Annotated in this window: 11 protein-coding genes; 7 read left to right on the forward strand and 4 right to left on the reverse strand. The window is 54.9% G+C overall.

The features are described 5' to 3' along the window. Positions 1-31 precede the first annotated feature (31 nt). Positions 32-883 carry a biotin--[acetyl-CoA-carboxylase] ligase gene (locus K239x_RS26255; protein WP_419189417.1) on the reverse strand — a complete coding sequence of 284 codons (852 nt, stop codon included), beginning with the start codon at positions 881-883 and terminating at the stop codon, positions 32-34. 10 nt (positions 884-893) lie between these two features. Beyond that, positions 894-1178 (reverse strand): DUF7577 domain-containing protein, encoded by a 285-nt coding sequence (locus K239x_RS26260; protein WP_145421255.1) that lies wholly within the window; start codon positions 1176-1178, stop codon positions 894-896. A 120-nt stretch (positions 1179-1298) separates the two neighbouring features. Here K239x_RS26260 and K239x_RS26265 point away from each other — a divergent pair, with 120 nt between their 5' ends. From K239x_RS26265 to K239x_RS26285, 5 genes are all read left to right on the forward strand, one after another. Beyond that, positions 1299-1991, forward strand: a complete 693-nt coding sequence (locus K239x_RS26265) for a hypothetical protein (protein ID WP_145421256.1) — start codon at positions 1299-1301, stop codon at positions 1989-1991. Between the two features lie 180 nt (positions 1992-2171). Beyond that, positions 2172-3188, forward strand: a complete 1017-nt coding sequence (gene moaA, locus K239x_RS26270) for a GTP 3',8-cyclase MoaA (protein ID WP_145421257.1) — start codon at positions 2172-2174, stop codon at positions 3186-3188. Between the two features lie 93 nt (positions 3189-3281). After that, entirely contained in the window at positions 3282-4094 is an 813-nt protein-coding gene (locus K239x_RS26275; protein WP_145421258.1) for an SDR family oxidoreductase, read from the forward strand. A gap of 201 nt (positions 4095-4295) precedes the next feature. Next, positions 4296-5372: a sugar kinase gene (locus K239x_RS26280; RefSeq protein WP_145421259.1), complete on the forward strand. Its 1077-nt coding sequence runs from the start codon at positions 4296-4298 to the stop codon at positions 5370-5372. Between the two features lie 237 nt (positions 5373-5609). Beyond that, entirely contained in the window at positions 5610-6971 is a 1362-nt protein-coding gene (locus tag K239x_RS26285; RefSeq protein WP_145421260.1) for a serine hydrolase, read from the forward strand. 35 nt (positions 6972-7006) lie between these two features. Here K239x_RS26285 and K239x_RS26290 read toward each other — a convergent pair whose 3' ends face one another. Together K239x_RS26290 and K239x_RS26295 are read right to left on the reverse strand one after the other, a co-directional pair. Beyond that, positions 7007-8830, reverse strand: coding sequence for an AAA family ATPase (locus K239x_RS26290; RefSeq protein WP_145421261.1), 1824 nt, complete (start codon positions 8828-8830; stop codon positions 7007-7009). Positions 8831-8916: 86 nt separating this feature from the next. Further along, positions 8917-9561 (reverse strand): MOSC domain-containing protein, encoded by a 645-nt coding sequence (locus K239x_RS26295; RefSeq protein ID WP_419189418.1) that lies wholly within the window; start codon positions 9559-9561, stop codon positions 8917-8919. 143 nt (positions 9562-9704) lie between these two features. On the opposite strand from K239x_RS26295, the gene K239x_RS26300 reads away from it, so the two are divergent. Both K239x_RS26300 and K239x_RS26305 read left to right on the forward strand, forming a co-directional pair. After that, on the forward strand, positions 9705-10964 hold the full coding sequence (locus tag K239x_RS26300) for a M48 family metalloprotease (RefSeq protein WP_145421262.1): 1260 nt from the start codon (positions 9705-9707) through the stop codon (positions 10962-10964). Next, a complete protein-coding gene (locus K239x_RS26305) occupies positions 10961-16147 on the forward strand; it encodes an AAA domain-containing protein (RefSeq protein WP_145421263.1) in 5187 nt (1728 codons plus the stop codon). Before K239x_RS26300 ends, K239x_RS26305 begins: the two co-directional genes overlap by 4 nt. Positions 16148-16412 lie beyond the last annotated feature (265 nt).

Below are 16412 nucleotides of genomic sequence, written 5' to 3' on the forward strand. Positions count from 1 at the left end.
CGAACCTGTAAAGTCGCCAACGCGGAACACCTTACGACTTCGTGCGGATTAGATTGACTTCGCCCGTGTGACACACTTGCATTCCGGCGGCAGTCTCCAGCATCAATTCGCCATTGCCGTCGATGCCCCTGCAGATGGCTGTTTGTTCTTGCCCGTGTTGCTGATAGCTGACGGACTTGCCGGTCAGGTGACAGCGACCGCGAAATTCGTCGATCATTTCCAACGGCTTGGCGGTCGCTTCACAGGTCGCCTGGACAACTTGCTCGACCAGAACAGGCAGCAAGTCGTAGCGACCGACGCGGCGACCAACGACGGCTGCGATCGATTGAGCGTTCATGCGACGAGCCGGATTCGATTGAGCCGGCGTGGGTTCCACTAGCGCCGTGTCCGGAGCACGGTTGATGTTGACGCCGATGCCGATCACAACTGACTCGGGGGTGCCGTGCGTCGTTTCGAGCAAAATGCCGGCCACTTTCCCACCATCTAAATAGACATCGTTGGGCCATTTCAACTGCGTCCGCAGCGGTGCAAAACAAAACTCAATCGCCCGGGCAATCCCCACGCCAACGGCAATCGGCCACAGAGAGATTGCCGGCGACGCATCGACGGATCGCTTCATCAACAGAGAAAATGTCAACGAGTCATTTTCGCTGTGCCACGTTCGACCGTGGCGACCACGTCCAGCGGTTTGTCGATCAGCCAAGTACAGACGAGGCAACTGATCCGGTGGAACTCGGCTTTCGCGAACGTCTTGGAGCGCAGCAGAATTAGTCGACGTGGTTTCGGCGTAATAAGTCGCAGTCGCAATGACTTCTTCGCTGATCAATTCACTGATCGCAGAAATCCCCTGCGGGTCGGTAGCCCCCTGATTATCGATCGACACTATCCAACCTTCAAAACGCAATGAAACCAAGCAACGCCAGAAGCAACAGAATCGCAGCGACCAGCCGCCAAAAGGGTTTAGTTCCTTTATTTGTCAACGCGTGTGACACTCCGTCATCCGCAAATTCATCCTGAACAAACTCATCGTAGTCAAAATCATCATCGTAGGATTCCGAGAAACCCTCTTCGTCGTCCCGCCAACCGTCGTCGCCACTGCTGCCGCAATGACGACAGAATCTTGCATTGGCGGCGATCTCGCCACCGCAGTGTGGACAGGGAACCGTTGCGTTATTCATTGCAAACTTTCATCACGATCCAATGGTAGTCCTCCGGCATACCGACAATACACCTCCATCGATACAATTCGCCGAGATATCTAGACGCCAATTTTTGAATAGTCTAACGAAAGGAAGACCTTGGGCGACACACACGATAGCGGCGACGAACGAGAGTTGATGCTCTGTGATGACGGAGTTTCGATTCCGATGCACGACATGGCTCCCACCGGACTGCTGGGCAAATTCTTGCGCAAGCCCAAGACCATTCCCAGTCCGTTTGCATTGGAGTCCCGGCGGATCGTACGTGTCGAGGCGGAACAAGTTCCCAAACGCATTGCCAAGCACTTCAAAGGATTGCAAAAAGAGGTCGGTCGTTTGACCTATGAACCCAACTTTTATGCCATGACGCCAGCGATCGGTCCGATCGCTGCCTCGATGATGTCCATGAGCACGCCCAGCGGGCAGAATTCGTTTTTTGCCGTCCAGACAATCGTGCGGACCGATGGCAAATTGGTCGACACCGGGTACCACGGATTTTGCAGTTTTCTGGCCGATCATAAATTACTGATCACGATGACCAACGCCAGTTTGCCCAAGGCACGCGACGGCGTGGACCGGCTGATGCTGGACAGCGAGGATCCTGAAGCGATGATCCGCGAACATCGCAAACGAATGCGTGATCACATCATTGACCCAGTTGAACCGGAGAAACTGGTCGATCTGATTCGCGACCAGAATTGTCGAGACGTTGCCGAGTATCTCAACCGGGGTCTCATTCGTCCGGCGACGACGGGCGAAATTTCTCGCATTCGAGCCAAAGCAAAAAGATAGCCAGGCCGATTCTACGGCGTGATTCCGTTGGCCCTGCCACACTTCCCAGGTCGCCGACATTGATGCAGGCCCCCCCCCAAACGCCTGCCCGTTCGATTTGCCGCATCCAGATGCAAAGTCAATTCAAGACCAACAGTGTATGATGCACGCTCACTGCTTCCTCACTCATCCAGTGTCCTGATGACCGTTTCTGCCACTCGAAAAATCCAACCGCTGGTAGATCGTTTCGGGCGCATTCATAACAGCCTCCGCCTGAGTGTGACGGACCGTTGCAACATCCGTTGCTTCTACTGCATGCCAGCAACCGATGCGCACTTCATGTCGCGTGACTGGTTGTTGACCTTCGAGGAGCTTTACCGACTGGTCCGAATTTTGGTTCAGCACGCGGGCGTTCGGGATGTTCGTTTGACGGGTGGTGAACCGCTTGTTCGCAAAGATTTTGCGAAACTGGTTGCGATGCTGTCGCAGATTGATGGCCTGGAAGACCTTTCGCTGACGACCAATGGAATCCTGTTGGCCGATCAAGCCGTCGAACTTCGCCGCGCGGGGCTGCGACGAGTCAATGTCAGCTTGGACACGCTGGACGAAGAATCTTTTCAACGAATTTCACGTCGCAGCGGTGTCGACAAAATCGTCGCTGGCATCGACGCGGCGATCGAAGCTGGTTTTGAAAGCGTCAAAATCAACACGATTGCCATTCGCGGGATCACGGAACCCGATGTCATTGGGCTGGTCGATTTTGCACGCGAGCGAAACGTGCCGCTGCGGTTCATCGAATTCATGCCGCTGGACACCGACAAAGCTTGGCGTAGCGAAAAAGTGCTCACCGGCGACATGCTGCTGACGATGATCCAAGATCACTTTGGCGAATTGACGGCTCGGGATCGCCCGCATCCGTCACAGCCAGCCGAAGATTTCCAGTTGCCCGGTGGAGCGAGGATCGGCATCATCCGTTCAGTGACGGCGCCGTTTTGTGGCAACTGCAACCGGCTGCGAATCACCGCGGACGGTTCGGTGCGAAATTGCTTGTTCTCGAAAACCGAAACGCCACTTCGCGAACTGATGCGGAGCGGTGTGTCCGACGAGACACTGTTGGGCGAGATTCGCCAGTGCATCGCGGAAAAAAGGTCCGGCCACGGGATCGATGATGATGGCTTTATGCCACCCGATCGCCCCATGTATGCGATCGGCGGATAGTTCTTTGCGCCAACGGTGGATAGTTGCTGATCGCGTGAACAAATGCTGATATGGGACTGTTAGCAGCACATGGGAGCGATTAAATTGTCGCTCATGAAAAACATATTCCGACTAGATGATGATGTGGCTGTCGTAATCGGCGGCACGGGCGAACTGGGTGGCTTGATGGCCGAGTCTTTGGGGGCCTTTGGCGCCAAAGTCGCGGTCGTGGGACGCAACGCCGAACGCGGCGACGCGCGAGCCAAAAAAATCACCGACGCCGGTGGCGAAGCCAAGTTCTTTGCCGCTGATGGTCTCAAAGCAGACTCTCTGGCCGAGGCTCGTGACGCGATCAAATCATGGGCGGGTGCTCCTGCATCGGTGTTGGTCAATGCGGCGGGCGGCAATCGCCCTGAAGCAACGATCGGGCCTGGCGGTGACTTCTGCAAACTTCCCGAAGAAGCCTGGCGTGCCGTTTTTGACTTGAACTTAGTCGGTGGTGCTTTGTTGCCCAGCCAAGTTTTCGGCCCCGACATGCTGGAAGCAGGCGTCGGCAGCGTCATCAATATCGCGTCGATGTCAGGCATGATCCCGCTGTCGCGCGTCGTGGCTTACTCGGCTGCCAAAGCCGCCGTGATCAATTTCACGATGTGGCTTTCGCGCGAATGGGCGACCACCGGTGTCCGCGTAAATGCGATCAGCCCGGGCTTTTTTCCTGCCGAACAGAATCGCAAGCTGCTCTTCAATGACGACGGCAGCTACACCGAACGTGGTGGTCAGATCATTGGACACACGCCGATGGATCGATTCGGTAAACCGGACGAATTGGCTGGAGCCGTTGTTTGGTTGGCAAGTCGCCACGCTGCCTCGTTCGTCACGGGCCAAAACATCGCCATCGACGGCGGCTTTGCTTCGGTGACGATCTAGTTTTGAATTTGCCCTGCTGGGCGAAAAGTATTGAGTCGTCCCGCGACGCCGCTAGCGGGACGAAGACGACATCGGTCGCCCTGTTCAAACACAGCTGATGAAAAATTGTCATCATGGCCTGCCAGCGGCATCGCAGGACTACGACCTCTCCCCAAACGAGAGGCTCACAAACACATTCCCTCCTAACGACACGTTCCCAAAATGATTGAACTACGCAGCGACGCAAAATACGCCATGGTCATTCCCACCAGCATGGGAACCCGCCTGACGCCAGTGAACAACCAACCGTTTCACTGCAGCGATACGTTCAAGTTGCAAGGAACCAGTGCCGAATCCAACGTCGGTAGTGTCTCTTCATTTCTGGGCTTGCCCGTCAAAATCTTGACGGCGTTTGTCAAAGACAGCCCGGTTGCTCGGTTCATCAAAGACGATTTGGCTCGTCGCCACATGGACTTCGAAGGTCCCGAATTCGAACAAGACACTCCTTGGGGTGTGCGTCACCAGATCAACATGGCCGACAGCGGCTGGGGATCCCGCGGTCCTCGCGTGCAGAATGATCGTGCCGGTGAAGTCGGCCGAAAGCTGAACGTCAAGGATTTTGACCTGGAACGTATCTTCGGCGACGAAGGTGCCAAGATCGTTCACATGTCGGGCCTGATCGCGGCTCTCTCCGAAGAAACCAGCCAGTTCTGTGTCGAAATCGCTCGCGCCGCCAAGAAACACGGGGCACGAATTTCGTTTGACCTGAATCACCGAGCTTCGTTCTGGACCGGACGAGAAGCGGAACTGTCGGCAGCGTTCAAAGAGATCGCCAGTTTGTCCGACATCCTGATTGGCAACGAAGAAGATTTTCAACTGTGCTTGGACATCAAAGGCCCCGAAGCAGGTGGCAAAGACATCGGTGCGAAGATCGATGGCTTCAAAGAAATGATCAACCGCGTCAAAGCCGAGTACTCTGGTGCAAGCTTGTTCGCGACGACCCTTCGTGAAGTCGAAAGCGCCAATTCGCACATGTGGGGAGCGATTGTCTCCAGCGGCAGCGACTGGCACGTTGTCGAACCGCGTCAGATTGGCGTCTTGGATCGAATCGGCGGCGGCGACGGATTTGTCGGCGGACTGCTATACGGCGTGCTCAATGGCTGGGAAGCCGAAAAGTGTACTCAGTTTGGCTGGGCTACCGGCGCTTTGGCCGCCACGATGCTGACCGATTATGGCCAGCCTGCCGACGAAGACCAAGTGTGGAGCATCTGGCAAGGCAACGCTCGCGTCAAACGCTAAACCCCAGCGAAGACTGCCGGGCACCTCGCTCGACGCCAAAAACATTTCACTAGGAATCCCTGATCTTTCAGGGATTCCTTTTTTTGTGCCAAGAATCTGCGCCTCCAGCTCTCGTTCGCACGGCCCTCTTTGTTGGCTGTATCTTGTTGAGTCGATGCGCCGCACGCCGTGCGTGCAGCAGCGATTGCGTTTCGATGATTGGCTGACTTTCGTCCCACCTGAACCAAGAGAAAACCAATGAGTTTGCGATACGTCCTGATGTTTGCGATTGCGGCCGGTTCCTACAGCGCGAGCTGGAGTCAGGATCTGGCTGGAAAAATCACGGCGTTGGCAAAGCCCTACGTCGATTCTGAAACGGTCGTTGGACTTTCGATTGGCGTCGTCAAAGGTGATCAAACCACGGCAGTTCACTTAGGAAAAACAAAATCGGGAGGCCAATCGCCCAGCGATGACACCGTGTACGAAATCGGATCCATCTCAAAAGTCTTCACCGGAATCCTGCTTGGCGACGCCGTCAGCCGCGGTGATGCTCGATTGGATCAGCCTGTCCAACAGTTGCTGCCCGCGGGCGTGACGATGCCTGCTGGAAAACGCGCGATCACGCTGGTCGATATTTCCACTCACACCAGCGGACTTCCGCGACTATCAAACAACATGCCTAGCTTGACCAGTAAAGATCCGTACGCGGACTACACTTCCAAACTGGCGCATGAATTTTTAAACAGCCACAAATTAAGACGAGAGCCCGGCGCGAAACAAGAGTACTCCAACTTTGCAGTGTCACTCTTAGGACATCTTCTGAGTCAAAAATCTGGCAAGAGCTACGACAAACTGATGGCTGATCGCATCACCGAACCATTGGGCATGACGGACACGTCGGTGCAACTGACTGGCACGATGGCATCGCGATTGGCGACGCCGCATATCGCTGTTAACACGATCGGTACCAACTGGGGATTCGCCGACATGCCCGGCGCGGGTGGCATTCGCAGCACCACCGCCGACATGCTGAAATTTGCGCAGGCCTGTTTGGATCCACCTGAAAGTTCGACTGGCAAAGCGATCGAACTGGCTTGGAAAGAACACTATGCTGGCGGCGTCGGAGCCGCGAAAATGGGGCTCGGCTGGCACTTCGCTGGTGACGGTTCGACTCGCTGGCACAATGGCCAAACCGGCGGCTATCACTCGATGCTGATGGTCAATCGGCAGCTCAATTCCGCGGTGGTCTTGTTAACCAACACAGCGACTGGTGAAGTCGATCAACTGGCCAGCCAAGTGATTCAAATGCTGGCCGGCGCAAAACCCGAACCACGACATTTTGAAGCCGGCATGAAAGTCTCGCCCGAAAAAATGAAGCGACTCGAGGGGCAATACCAACTGGCACCAACCTTTGTCTTCACCGTGACCGCCAAAGAGGGAAAGCTAATGGTGGGCGTCACCAATCAGCCTACCATGCAGGTGTTCGCCAAAAGCGAAACGGAGTGGTTCTACAAGGCGGTCGAAGCATCGCTGACGTTTCAACTGGACAAGAACGGCCAATGTCAGGCGCTGGTCTTGTTTCAAAACGGAGTTCGGCAAACGGCCAAGAAAATTCGCTAGCGACGGACAAGCCGCCATCGTTTCTGTGCCCAGGTTCAGCTTTCGTCGCTTGTCTCAGGCACGTCATCTGACAGTGCCGTGTCTGGACCAGATTCAGATGCCGTTTTCGGACTGGCTTCCGGGGCCGGCATCGCCGCCACGGGCTCTCCCCAGTCGGCTTCAAACTTTTCCTTGCATGCTTCGCAAGTAATGTCCGTTGCCAACAGCTTGTCATCGATCACTTGCGCGTGCTGGCACTGTTTGCACGTAACGCGCACCTCGCCCGGTTCAGCCGCCATCAGTTCCAGATGCTCCATCGAAACACCAGCGACTTCGATGTCAGCTGGCTGTAACGTTGTCAGCAAGTCACGATTCACTTCCTTCAACTTGGACAGCCGGTTTGCCAGACGCCGCACACTGCGTTCCAAGCTATTGCGCGACGTTCGTCCATTACCAAAGTGACGGTCGCGACTGATGTACAGATATGTGAATCCACGCAGCAACCGCCGGCGTGATTCCGTTGGAATCGTGTACTTTGATTTGTTGGCGATCAAGGCAAAGATGCGGCACAACGCTTCGGGCGGATAGTCATCAAACGTCATCGTCGTACCGACGCGCGAACTGAGCCCCGGATTGCTGCGGATCATGGTTCGCATCTCCACCGGGTAGCCAGCCAAAATCACGACCAACCGATCACGTTGATCTTCCATTCGCTTGAGCAGCGTTTGCACCGCTTCGCGGCCGTACTGGTCTTGCCCGCTTTCATCGATCAACGTGTACGCTTCGTCCACAAACAAAACCCCATCCAGCGCTTCGTCGATCTTGGCATTGGTTTTGGGCCCCGTTTGGCCCGCGTATTCAGCGACCAATCCACTTCGATCGGTTTCAACCAAATGACCTTTTTCCAAAACCCCCAACGCTCCGTAGATATCCGCGACGATTCTCGCGACCGTGGTTTTACCAGTTCCGGGGTTGCCCACAAACGCCATGTGCAAGCTTGGCTTGGAAGTCGGCAGCCCCTCTTTGGCTCGAAGTGCTTCCATCTTTAGAAAATTTGTCAGCGTTTCGATCTGATCTTTGATTGCTTCAAGCCCCACCAGCCGATCGAGCTTGGCTCTCGCTTCCGCCAATCGTTGTTCGGGAGTGCGATCGTCAACGACCTCGGGTTCTTTTGATTTAGCGGCGGGCTTGTTCGCTGATCCGCCGGGACCTGCCATTGGCGTTGGTTTTTCGGCAGCCGTCGGTCCGACGCCTTCGCGAAGTCGACGCGCTTCATCCCGCAACCATTTCAAAGCGTCGCGTGCGTTGTTGGTGTCCGATTCGCTAGCCAGTGTTTCGGGCGCGTTGCCGCGAAGCACCGAAAACTGCGAACGCATTTGCTCCAAGTTTTGATTGTCCGCAGCGCTGACGTCACCATCAACACTGGTAAGCAAGTTTGCCATTCGCATCGCCAACGTTTCCAGCTCTCCCCATCGATCACGAATCGCTGGCAATTCGGCAAACGGACGCACCAATTCCGTCCACTCAAATCCTTTCGATGCATCAATCAACCAATCAACCGCTTCGTGCAGTTGATTGCCCATCACCGATTTTCCCCAGATGTGCTCCAACAACGCGCGTCCCAACTGGCGTTGTTCCATTGTGCGACCATCGACACTGGGCACGGCCGTCGCAAAGACTTTCATCAAAAACCCCTGATGCAAGTCATTCATCTGGTCGGCCACCGAAGTCGCGTCGGCGGTTTCCGCAGCATCTGCGCCGTTGAGCCAACCATAAGACCCGCGGACCAATTCGCCACTTTCGATATAGAGGGCCTGCGTTTCTTTTAAACAATCGCGATAAAGACGGATTGATTCAATGATTTGGTCGTCGGTAGGCATAGCGGAGCTGCGATAAGGCGGAATCGTTTCGTTCGAGACAGCTTAGCGAATTTTTGGTGGCTCGGGGTTCGGTCTCGAACCAGATGTCAGCCGAGTTCAGCTTTCCAAGCGTCCGCCAATTCTGGCAAATTCATGAGTTCAAAAAATGCCATCTGATCTGATTCGCGTCCAAACATGATGTCCGCAGCACGCGCGATAGACCAATTTTCGTTTGGCCGTTCCTGCAGTTTCCACTGGGCACCGACACGCACATCGCCTTCCTGAAGGACGCGGACATACCACCCGGTGCGGCCTGTTTGCGTCACGGCTTTTAAGAGCGTCTTATCACCCCAGCGACGAGAAATCTTCCAACACGGCTGCCTGGGCTGACTCACTTGCAAAACACTCGATCCCACTTGGTAGACATCCCCGATGCAGACATCCAATTCGCTGACACCGTCAATGGTTAGGTTTTCCCCCATCGCGCCACCCGACATTTTCAAATCGGGATACTCTTCGGCCCAGCGATCGTAGTGACTCGACGCGTAGCACAGGATCGCCTTGTCAATTCCTCCGTGTGATTGAGTGTCAGCCACACTATCGCCAGCAAGTCCCAATGTTCGCACACGCACCAAACCGGCAACGGGCTGCTTATCAAACGCAGTCGTCCACTGACGATCGACGATGTCGTTTGATTGCGGATCGCCTTGGGTGACCACTTTGCCAACTTGAATGCTGTCGATCGTGGGCATGTAAAAACCTTGCGCGAGGGATGTCATTTAAACGCAGCGTGAATGCATTAGACTGAAGCGATGCGAGGTGCTGCAACCAGTGTTGGCTCACCGTGCTTGCAATCCCGTTCACTCTGTCGTCATCGAATTTAAAACCGCCAATCGTGAACGCCAGTCCATCCACGACCGATCTCGCTGATTCGGTGCCTCCGTACCTGGACCAGATCGCCGACTTGCTTCGTGGACTGATGCCCAAAGCTTGGAAATGGGCAGCGTCGGATGAGTTGGCGGCAGCGGACGCCGAAGCAAACCGGCTGGATCTACTACGATCCTCTATTCGCCTGGATCGACAAAAGCATGCTGAAATTTACTCTGCCGCTGATGCTACGGCCGCGGCGATCGGTTTGGCTGATGCGAACATCACCCTTTACCAAGGACAAAACCCCGCCGAATGGAACGCCACGGCGGTTGCGTTGGGCAAAACAACGCATCTGGTTTTACACGGGCCACTGGCCGAAAAACTTGGCCGAATCGAACTCACCGCCGTCTTGGCTCATGAAATGGGGCACGTTCTGCTGAGGCAATTGCAAGAAGGAAAATACGCGACCGCCCATCGCTTGCTGGAATCATTGGCCAGCGATCCGTCGGCGGCCGTTTCGCATCTCGAATCAGCACGCCTAGCGAAACTCTATGCGGAAATCTTTTGCGACCGAGTGGCTTGCCACATCGTCGACGACGCAAACGTCGTCATCTCTGCGCTGCTCAAAATCGGCACTCAGTCAAACGAAGTCGACAGCGAATCATATTTTGATCAAGCCGACGAGATCTTTGCCGCCGACAGCAACGCATCCCAGCAAAACACACATCCCGAAATGCACATTCGTGCGAGAGCGATTCAGGCCTGGGCCACCGACAATGCCGTTGGCGACGGTGATACGCAAACATCAGCTGACAAATCGATTGCTGAAATGATTCAAGGCAGTCCGCAACTGGATCGTTTGGACTTAATCGCACAGTCATCCCTAACCAGCCTTACCCGGCGGATTGTCGACGCATTCTTTCGCCATCGTTGGCTGCGTACCGACGCAGCCTTGTCACATGCGAAGCTATTCTTTGAAAACTACCAGCCGACAAGCGTGTCCAACGAGCAACTTCACGCACTTGCTGACGAGATCAAAACTTGTACGCCGTCGATCAAACAATACGCCAGCTACTTGCTGCTGGACTTTGCGACGAGCGATCGAAATTGCGAAAACTTGCCACTCGCTGTTGCCTTGGACTTGGCCGAGCGTTTCTCACTGAGTGATACGATCACCGATTTGGCGAAGAAAGAACTGCGACTTCGCGTCAAACAAATTCGCGATCTGAACAAGAAGAAAGCCGATCTGATTGCCGCTGCCGACCAAGGAGACTTGGGAGCGTGAATCGACCAACAAAAGAATCGCCGACCAAGACAATCGATCAGCTGATTGATACAGCACTCGCCGACAGCGGCTTGCCAACCGACGACGTGGTCAGCGCGCTGCTGCCACTGATTCGCCAAGCGATCGACGCGCACGCCCATGGCAAAGTCGCTCCGCTCCAGGGCATCGAACGACTCAAAGTCGATTCGGGGCATCTTTTTTTCAATCAGTCAGACCTGCAACCGATTCGCATCGAAATCGCAAAGGTACAAAACGCTTGGCGGTCCGACGCTTCGTCGCTAGAAGTGATTGATGAGATTCGCAGCGTGCCCGGCAACCTTCAAGTAAACGGTGACGTCGCTCCAGCGGATGCCGCCGTGCTGTCCCCTGTATTCGTCAACGGATACCAGAGCTGGGAACAGCTGCTCGGTCATCACGACCCGATCACCGACGTGTTTTGTTTGGGACAGATACTAGCAAGCCTCGCGTGTGGGCTGGACTTTTGCAATCTTGACGACGTCAAAAAATTCGCATCAGCGCGAAAGAATCTGTTTACGATCGCGCCCAAACTGCATCCGGTCGTCGCGCAGATTATCTTCCAGACAACCCAGCTTCATCGCGACCAACGAATTCACGATTTGGGTCAAGTCGCGTCCACCTTGGAAAACTACCGAGATGCGTCGGTTGGCATTGAATTTGACCCGGAACTTTCCACCACTGGACTGCCGGGAGCCGAATCCAATGACTCGACTAAGAGCGAGCTGATTCTGCGTGGGCTTCGTAAGCGACTATTCGATACGACTCGGCGAAATCGACTGCTGCATTTTTCGCCCACGATGGCAACCATCAATTTGACTCAGGCGTCCATACCGCTGTCACTTGATCCGGAAAACATCGATCGCAAAAAACTGCTACTGGCGGATGATGCGCTGCTAAAAAAACTGGGGGACGGCAAAACAGTTTTGCTCAATCGCACAATCGATTTCCAAGAAGTCCTCTACGCACCCAACGTCCTGGACCGCATCATCACCGATGACCGGCGCGACCGTGCGGAGTACGGGTTTGGCGGCTTGCGAATGGCAATGGCGTTCTTGAACTGGTCAAACATCAAAGTCCAACCGGCCGAACACTACCATTCGCCCTTGGTACTAGTGTCCGTTTCACTAAAAAAGAAAAAGGGCGTTCGCGACAAGTATTACCTGGAAGCCGTCGAAGATGAGGCGGAAGTCAATCCGGTGCTTCGTCATCAAATGCAGCAACTCTATGCGATCGAGTTGCCGGAAAAGATTCCGCTACAAGCGGGGGCAATCCAGGACTTGGCGGCGCAGCTGAAGCAAAAGATTTCACAATCCGACGCATCGATCCAGTTGGATGTCGTCGACCGACCTCAAATCGCTTTGATCCATGACAAAGCTCAAAAGCGATTGCAACTGTACAAGAAACGTGCTCGTGTCAGCGGCCGGGGCGTGCGGCATTTCGGCGATCTGCAGTACAGCTACGATCCGGCAAATTATCACCCGCTGGGTATCCGAATTTTTGAACGCCTAGTTCGCCACCCCGAGACACAGCTCGAAGCGATCACGCGACGACACGCTGCGCCGCGACGTCAAAACATGGTGCCCGACGAAACAGAACCTACTGCTGCAAAGACTCTCTATCGTTGGAAAGAAGGTGGCACGGGCAATCCCTATCACTGGCAAGTGGATCTTTGCAATATCACGCTGGCATCGTTCAAGTATCGCCGCATGTCGTTGGTTCGCGACTACGACGCGATGATTGCCGATCCGATTGACAACGGCCCCTTTGAAGCCCTCTTTTCGGCTAGCTCGATCGAACCCAACCGAAATCAACCGGAACAATTGAGCGTGACCGATCGGGTTGACGTTGTCGCTTGCGATCCGACTCAGGCTTACACAATTGCCGAAGCACGCCAGGGCACAAATTACATCGTCCAGGGACCACCTGGGACGGGCAAAAGTCAAACCATCACCAACCTGATCGCAGACTTCGTCGCACGTGAAAAACGCGTGCTGTTTGTTTGCGAAAAGCGGGCTGCGATCGACGTCGTCTACGCACGGCTAAAAGCCGTTGGGCTCGGACCAGCAGCCTGCTTGATTCACGATGCTCAAGGTGACAAAAAAGAGTTCATCGTCGATTTAAAGCTGACTTACGAAAGTTTTTTGGCTCGCGATAGCCGCGCCGGCATGGAACAACGCACGTCACTGACACAAAAAATCCGCACGGAGCTAGCTTGTTTAGAAAACGTCAATGAACTGATGCGACAAAGGCTGGATTCGGCAGGCATGTCGTTGGAGGACCTACTGGACCAATGCCTGAAGCTGCGCGACGACCTGCCACAACTGTCAGCACTCCAGGCAGAGCAATTGCCAGACTACGCTGACTGGCTCGCCAATCAATCTCATATCGACGCGGTAAAGGAGAAACTGGCATTGCTGCACCCGCAAGCCTCGCTCGCCAGCCAACCGCTGGCACTTCTGCGTCCCTCATTGGCTAGTCAACCACAGCCATTGGCAGCCATTCAGTCGCATGTTTCGGCTGCGAAACGATCCTTGAACGCGATTCAAAAACGTTTCGCCGCAGCAGGGCTCCCCGACGAAGCTTGGCAAACGATTCAGCATGTACAGCAAGCCGTCGAATACACCGACGCGGCTGCACCACTGGCCGCGGCGGGATTGATGCAAACGATCGAACTAGGGAACAAGATCACTCCCAAGTTGAATAAACGCGTGCGAAGGCTTCAACAGTTGCGCGACCACGCTGAACAGGCCGCGGCGAAAAACACTCACTGGAAAGAAAAGCTATCGCCTGAAGACACCGATGCCGCCTTGGAGGTTGTCACGCATCTTGAAGGCCGAGTCAGTCGTTTTCTGAAACCGACGTGGTGGCGTCTCAGGAGCGTCCTGAAACGCAGCTACCAACTAAGCGCGCACGCGGTTCGTCCGAAGTGGCTGACCCTGCTGAAACAATTGCAGGTCGAACACGCCAAAAATGCCATCGCAAACCAAGAGACGCGGGTCTTGATCGAAAAGTACCCGATCGCAGAAGACCCTTTGCTGTGGCCGGGCCGGATCAATCGCGTCATGCGATCTTTCACCAACAACGAACAGCTTCGGTCGACCGTGCACCGACCTGTCATGCGGAGCAGCAACCCGGGCGAAACGATGCGCCGCATCGCAGAAACAGGACCGATGGCTGACAGTTTAGCGAAGTCGCTCGAGGCGCTGACTGACTGCGCGGACGAATCAACGCTTCGCGAGTGGATGGCGAAACTGGATGACATAGAAGCAGACCTCACGCAGCTTCCAAGATTCTTGACCATCATGGAATCGCTCGCAGCCATGCCGCCTCAACTGTCTTGGTCAATGCGACGCTTGCCTCTGTCAAAAAACGAACTTGAATCTTCCATCGCCGACCGGACGTACCGTCGCGAACTCAGTCGGCATCCGGCAGCCGAATCGTACAACGGTGGCATGCGTTCGGCACACGCAGCAAGACTGTCGGAACTGTACGAACAATGGCAATCGGCCAACAGCCAGCACGTCCTAGATTCCGTTGCAAGTCGTTTTTTAGAACACGTCGCACTCGCCGACGATTCCACTCCCACGACGCGTGAAGATCGGAATCAACGTCGCAGCTACAAAAAAGGCCGCCGCGAACTGGAGCATGAATTTGGCAAACAAATGCGTTTCAAGCCGATTCGCACGCTCCTGTCAAACGATTGCCGGCGTGTCATCACCGACCTGAAACCAATCTGGTTGATGAGTCCGTTAAGTGTTTCCGACACACTTCCCTTGGCTGACGATTTTGACGTCGTCATCTTTGACGAAGCCAGCCAAGTGACGCTCCAGGACGCCATTCCGTCGTTATGCCGTGGCAAACAGGTCGTGGTCGTGGGCGATCAAATGCAGTTGCCGCCGACGAACTTTTTCGCCGCCAAGAAAACCAGCAACGAAGAAGATGAGTTTACCTATCGCGATGACGATGGCGACGACATGAGCTACGACCTCTCGTCGGCAAGCTTCTTGGAATTCGCCAATCGAAATCTGGCGTCCACGATGCTAGGCTGGCACTACCGGAGTCGCAGCGAATCGCTAATCAGTTTTTCGAACTGGAGATTCTACGAAGGACGCCTCCTGACGGTTCCGGAAGAAAACCTAGCAATCGACCGAGAGGATGGCAGTCCGATCGAAGACATCACCGGCGCGGATGATGCGTCCAAGATGCTTCGTGACCGGCCAATCAGCTTTCACTTTCTGAATCATGGATGCTACAACGACCGTCGCAATCGCGCCGAAGCCGACCACATCGCCAGACTGGTGCGCAACCTTCTTTGCATGGAGGACACCGACTACCAGTCGCAGCGACTGCCTGCGAAACCAACGATCGGGGTGATCGCGTTTTCGCAAGCTCAGCAATCCGAAATCGAATCCGCTCTGGCACGGTTGGCCGACGAGGATGCCGATTTCGCACGTCGGCTGGATGAAGAATCGGTACGTGAAGAAGACGGCCAGTTTGTTGGCTTGCTAGTCAAGAACCTTGAGAACATTCAAGGCGACGAACGCGACGTCGTGCTGCTAAGTGTTTGCTACGGCCCCGACACGACCGGTCGCACCCGAATGAATTTTGGTCCCATCAACAAGAGCGGTGGAGAGAAACGACTGAATGTTGCGTTCAGTCGCGCCAAGCACCACATGGCGATCATCACTAGCATGCGGCACTCCACGATCACCAATGATTACAACACCGGGGCCGCGGCACTGCGTGACTATTTGCGTTATGCAGAGGCGCACTGCAATGGCCAACACCAAGACGCCACGGCATTATTAAAAAGCTTGGCACACCCGCGACATGGCCAAAGCAACTCGCAGACGCCACCAAGCAGCCTTAAACAACAAATCGTCGCGGCATTGGAATCCAAGGGCTGGCAGGTAGACCAAGACGTCGGGCAAAGTCATTTCAGAATCGATTTAGCAATAATGAAACCGGGCGACAGCCAATATCGCTTGGGGATCTTACTGGATGACGCCAGCTACCGCACCGAAAACGTATTCGAACGTGATGTTCAACGGCCCAAACTGCTGAGCGCCTTTGGCTGGAGAATCACTCATCTGTTGGCCAAAGACTGGTACCACGATTCCAATCAAGAGCTCCAGCGCATCGTCAAACTAGGTGCTGGGCCTTAAGTACTGCGCCGAAAAAAAGTACTACGCCGAAAACTGCGATCCGTAAAACCGAGCCAGTCGGCCCGGAATGCTACAGCCAGCGGTTTCAGCTGCCCCTGGTCTCTTGGGCGACTGACTGCGCGTTCCGATTGCAGTTCGGGCGGGCGTGAATCCAAACGCGACGGCACCGTTTTGTCACGCCTATTCAGGCCCGATTGCGAAGCGATGGGCAGCGGAAAACATCGCAATCTCAAACACGCTGCTGCCAGTACGCTGCCAACGATTC

It is taken from the genome of Stieleria marina (genome assembly GCA_007741555.1).
Classification (GTDB): Bacteria; Planctomycetota; Planctomycetia; order Pirellulales; family Pirellulaceae; genus K23-9.

What these genes read in the sequence shown, in the direction of transcription:
- K239x_RS26290 (WP_145421261.1), bottom strand. Translation starts at nt 8,830, where the DNA reads ATGCCTACCGACGACCAAATCATTGAATCAATCCGTCTTTATCGCGAT.
- K239x_RS26275 (WP_145421258.1), top strand. Translation starts at nt 3,282, where the DNA reads ATGAAAAACATATTCCGACTAGATGATGATGTGGCTGTCGTAATCGGC.
- K239x_RS26295 (WP_419189418.1), bottom strand. Translation starts at nt 9,561, where the DNA reads ATGCCCACGATCGACAGCATTCAAGTTGGCAAAGTGGTCACCCAAGGC.
- K239x_RS26260 (WP_145421255.1), bottom strand. Translation starts at nt 1,178, where the DNA reads ATGAATAACGCAACGGTTCCCTGTCCACACTGCGGTGGCGAGATCGCC.
- K239x_RS26280 (WP_145421259.1), top strand. Translation starts at nt 4,296, where the DNA reads ATGATTGAACTACGCAGCGACGCAAAATACGCCATGGTCATTCCCACC.
- moaA (WP_145421257.1), top strand. Translation starts at nt 2,172, where the DNA reads ATGACCGTTTCTGCCACTCGAAAAATCCAACCGCTGGTAGATCGTTTC.
- K239x_RS26285 (WP_145421260.1), top strand. Translation starts at nt 5,610, where the DNA reads ATGAGTTTGCGATACGTCCTGATGTTTGCGATTGCGGCCGGTTCCTAC.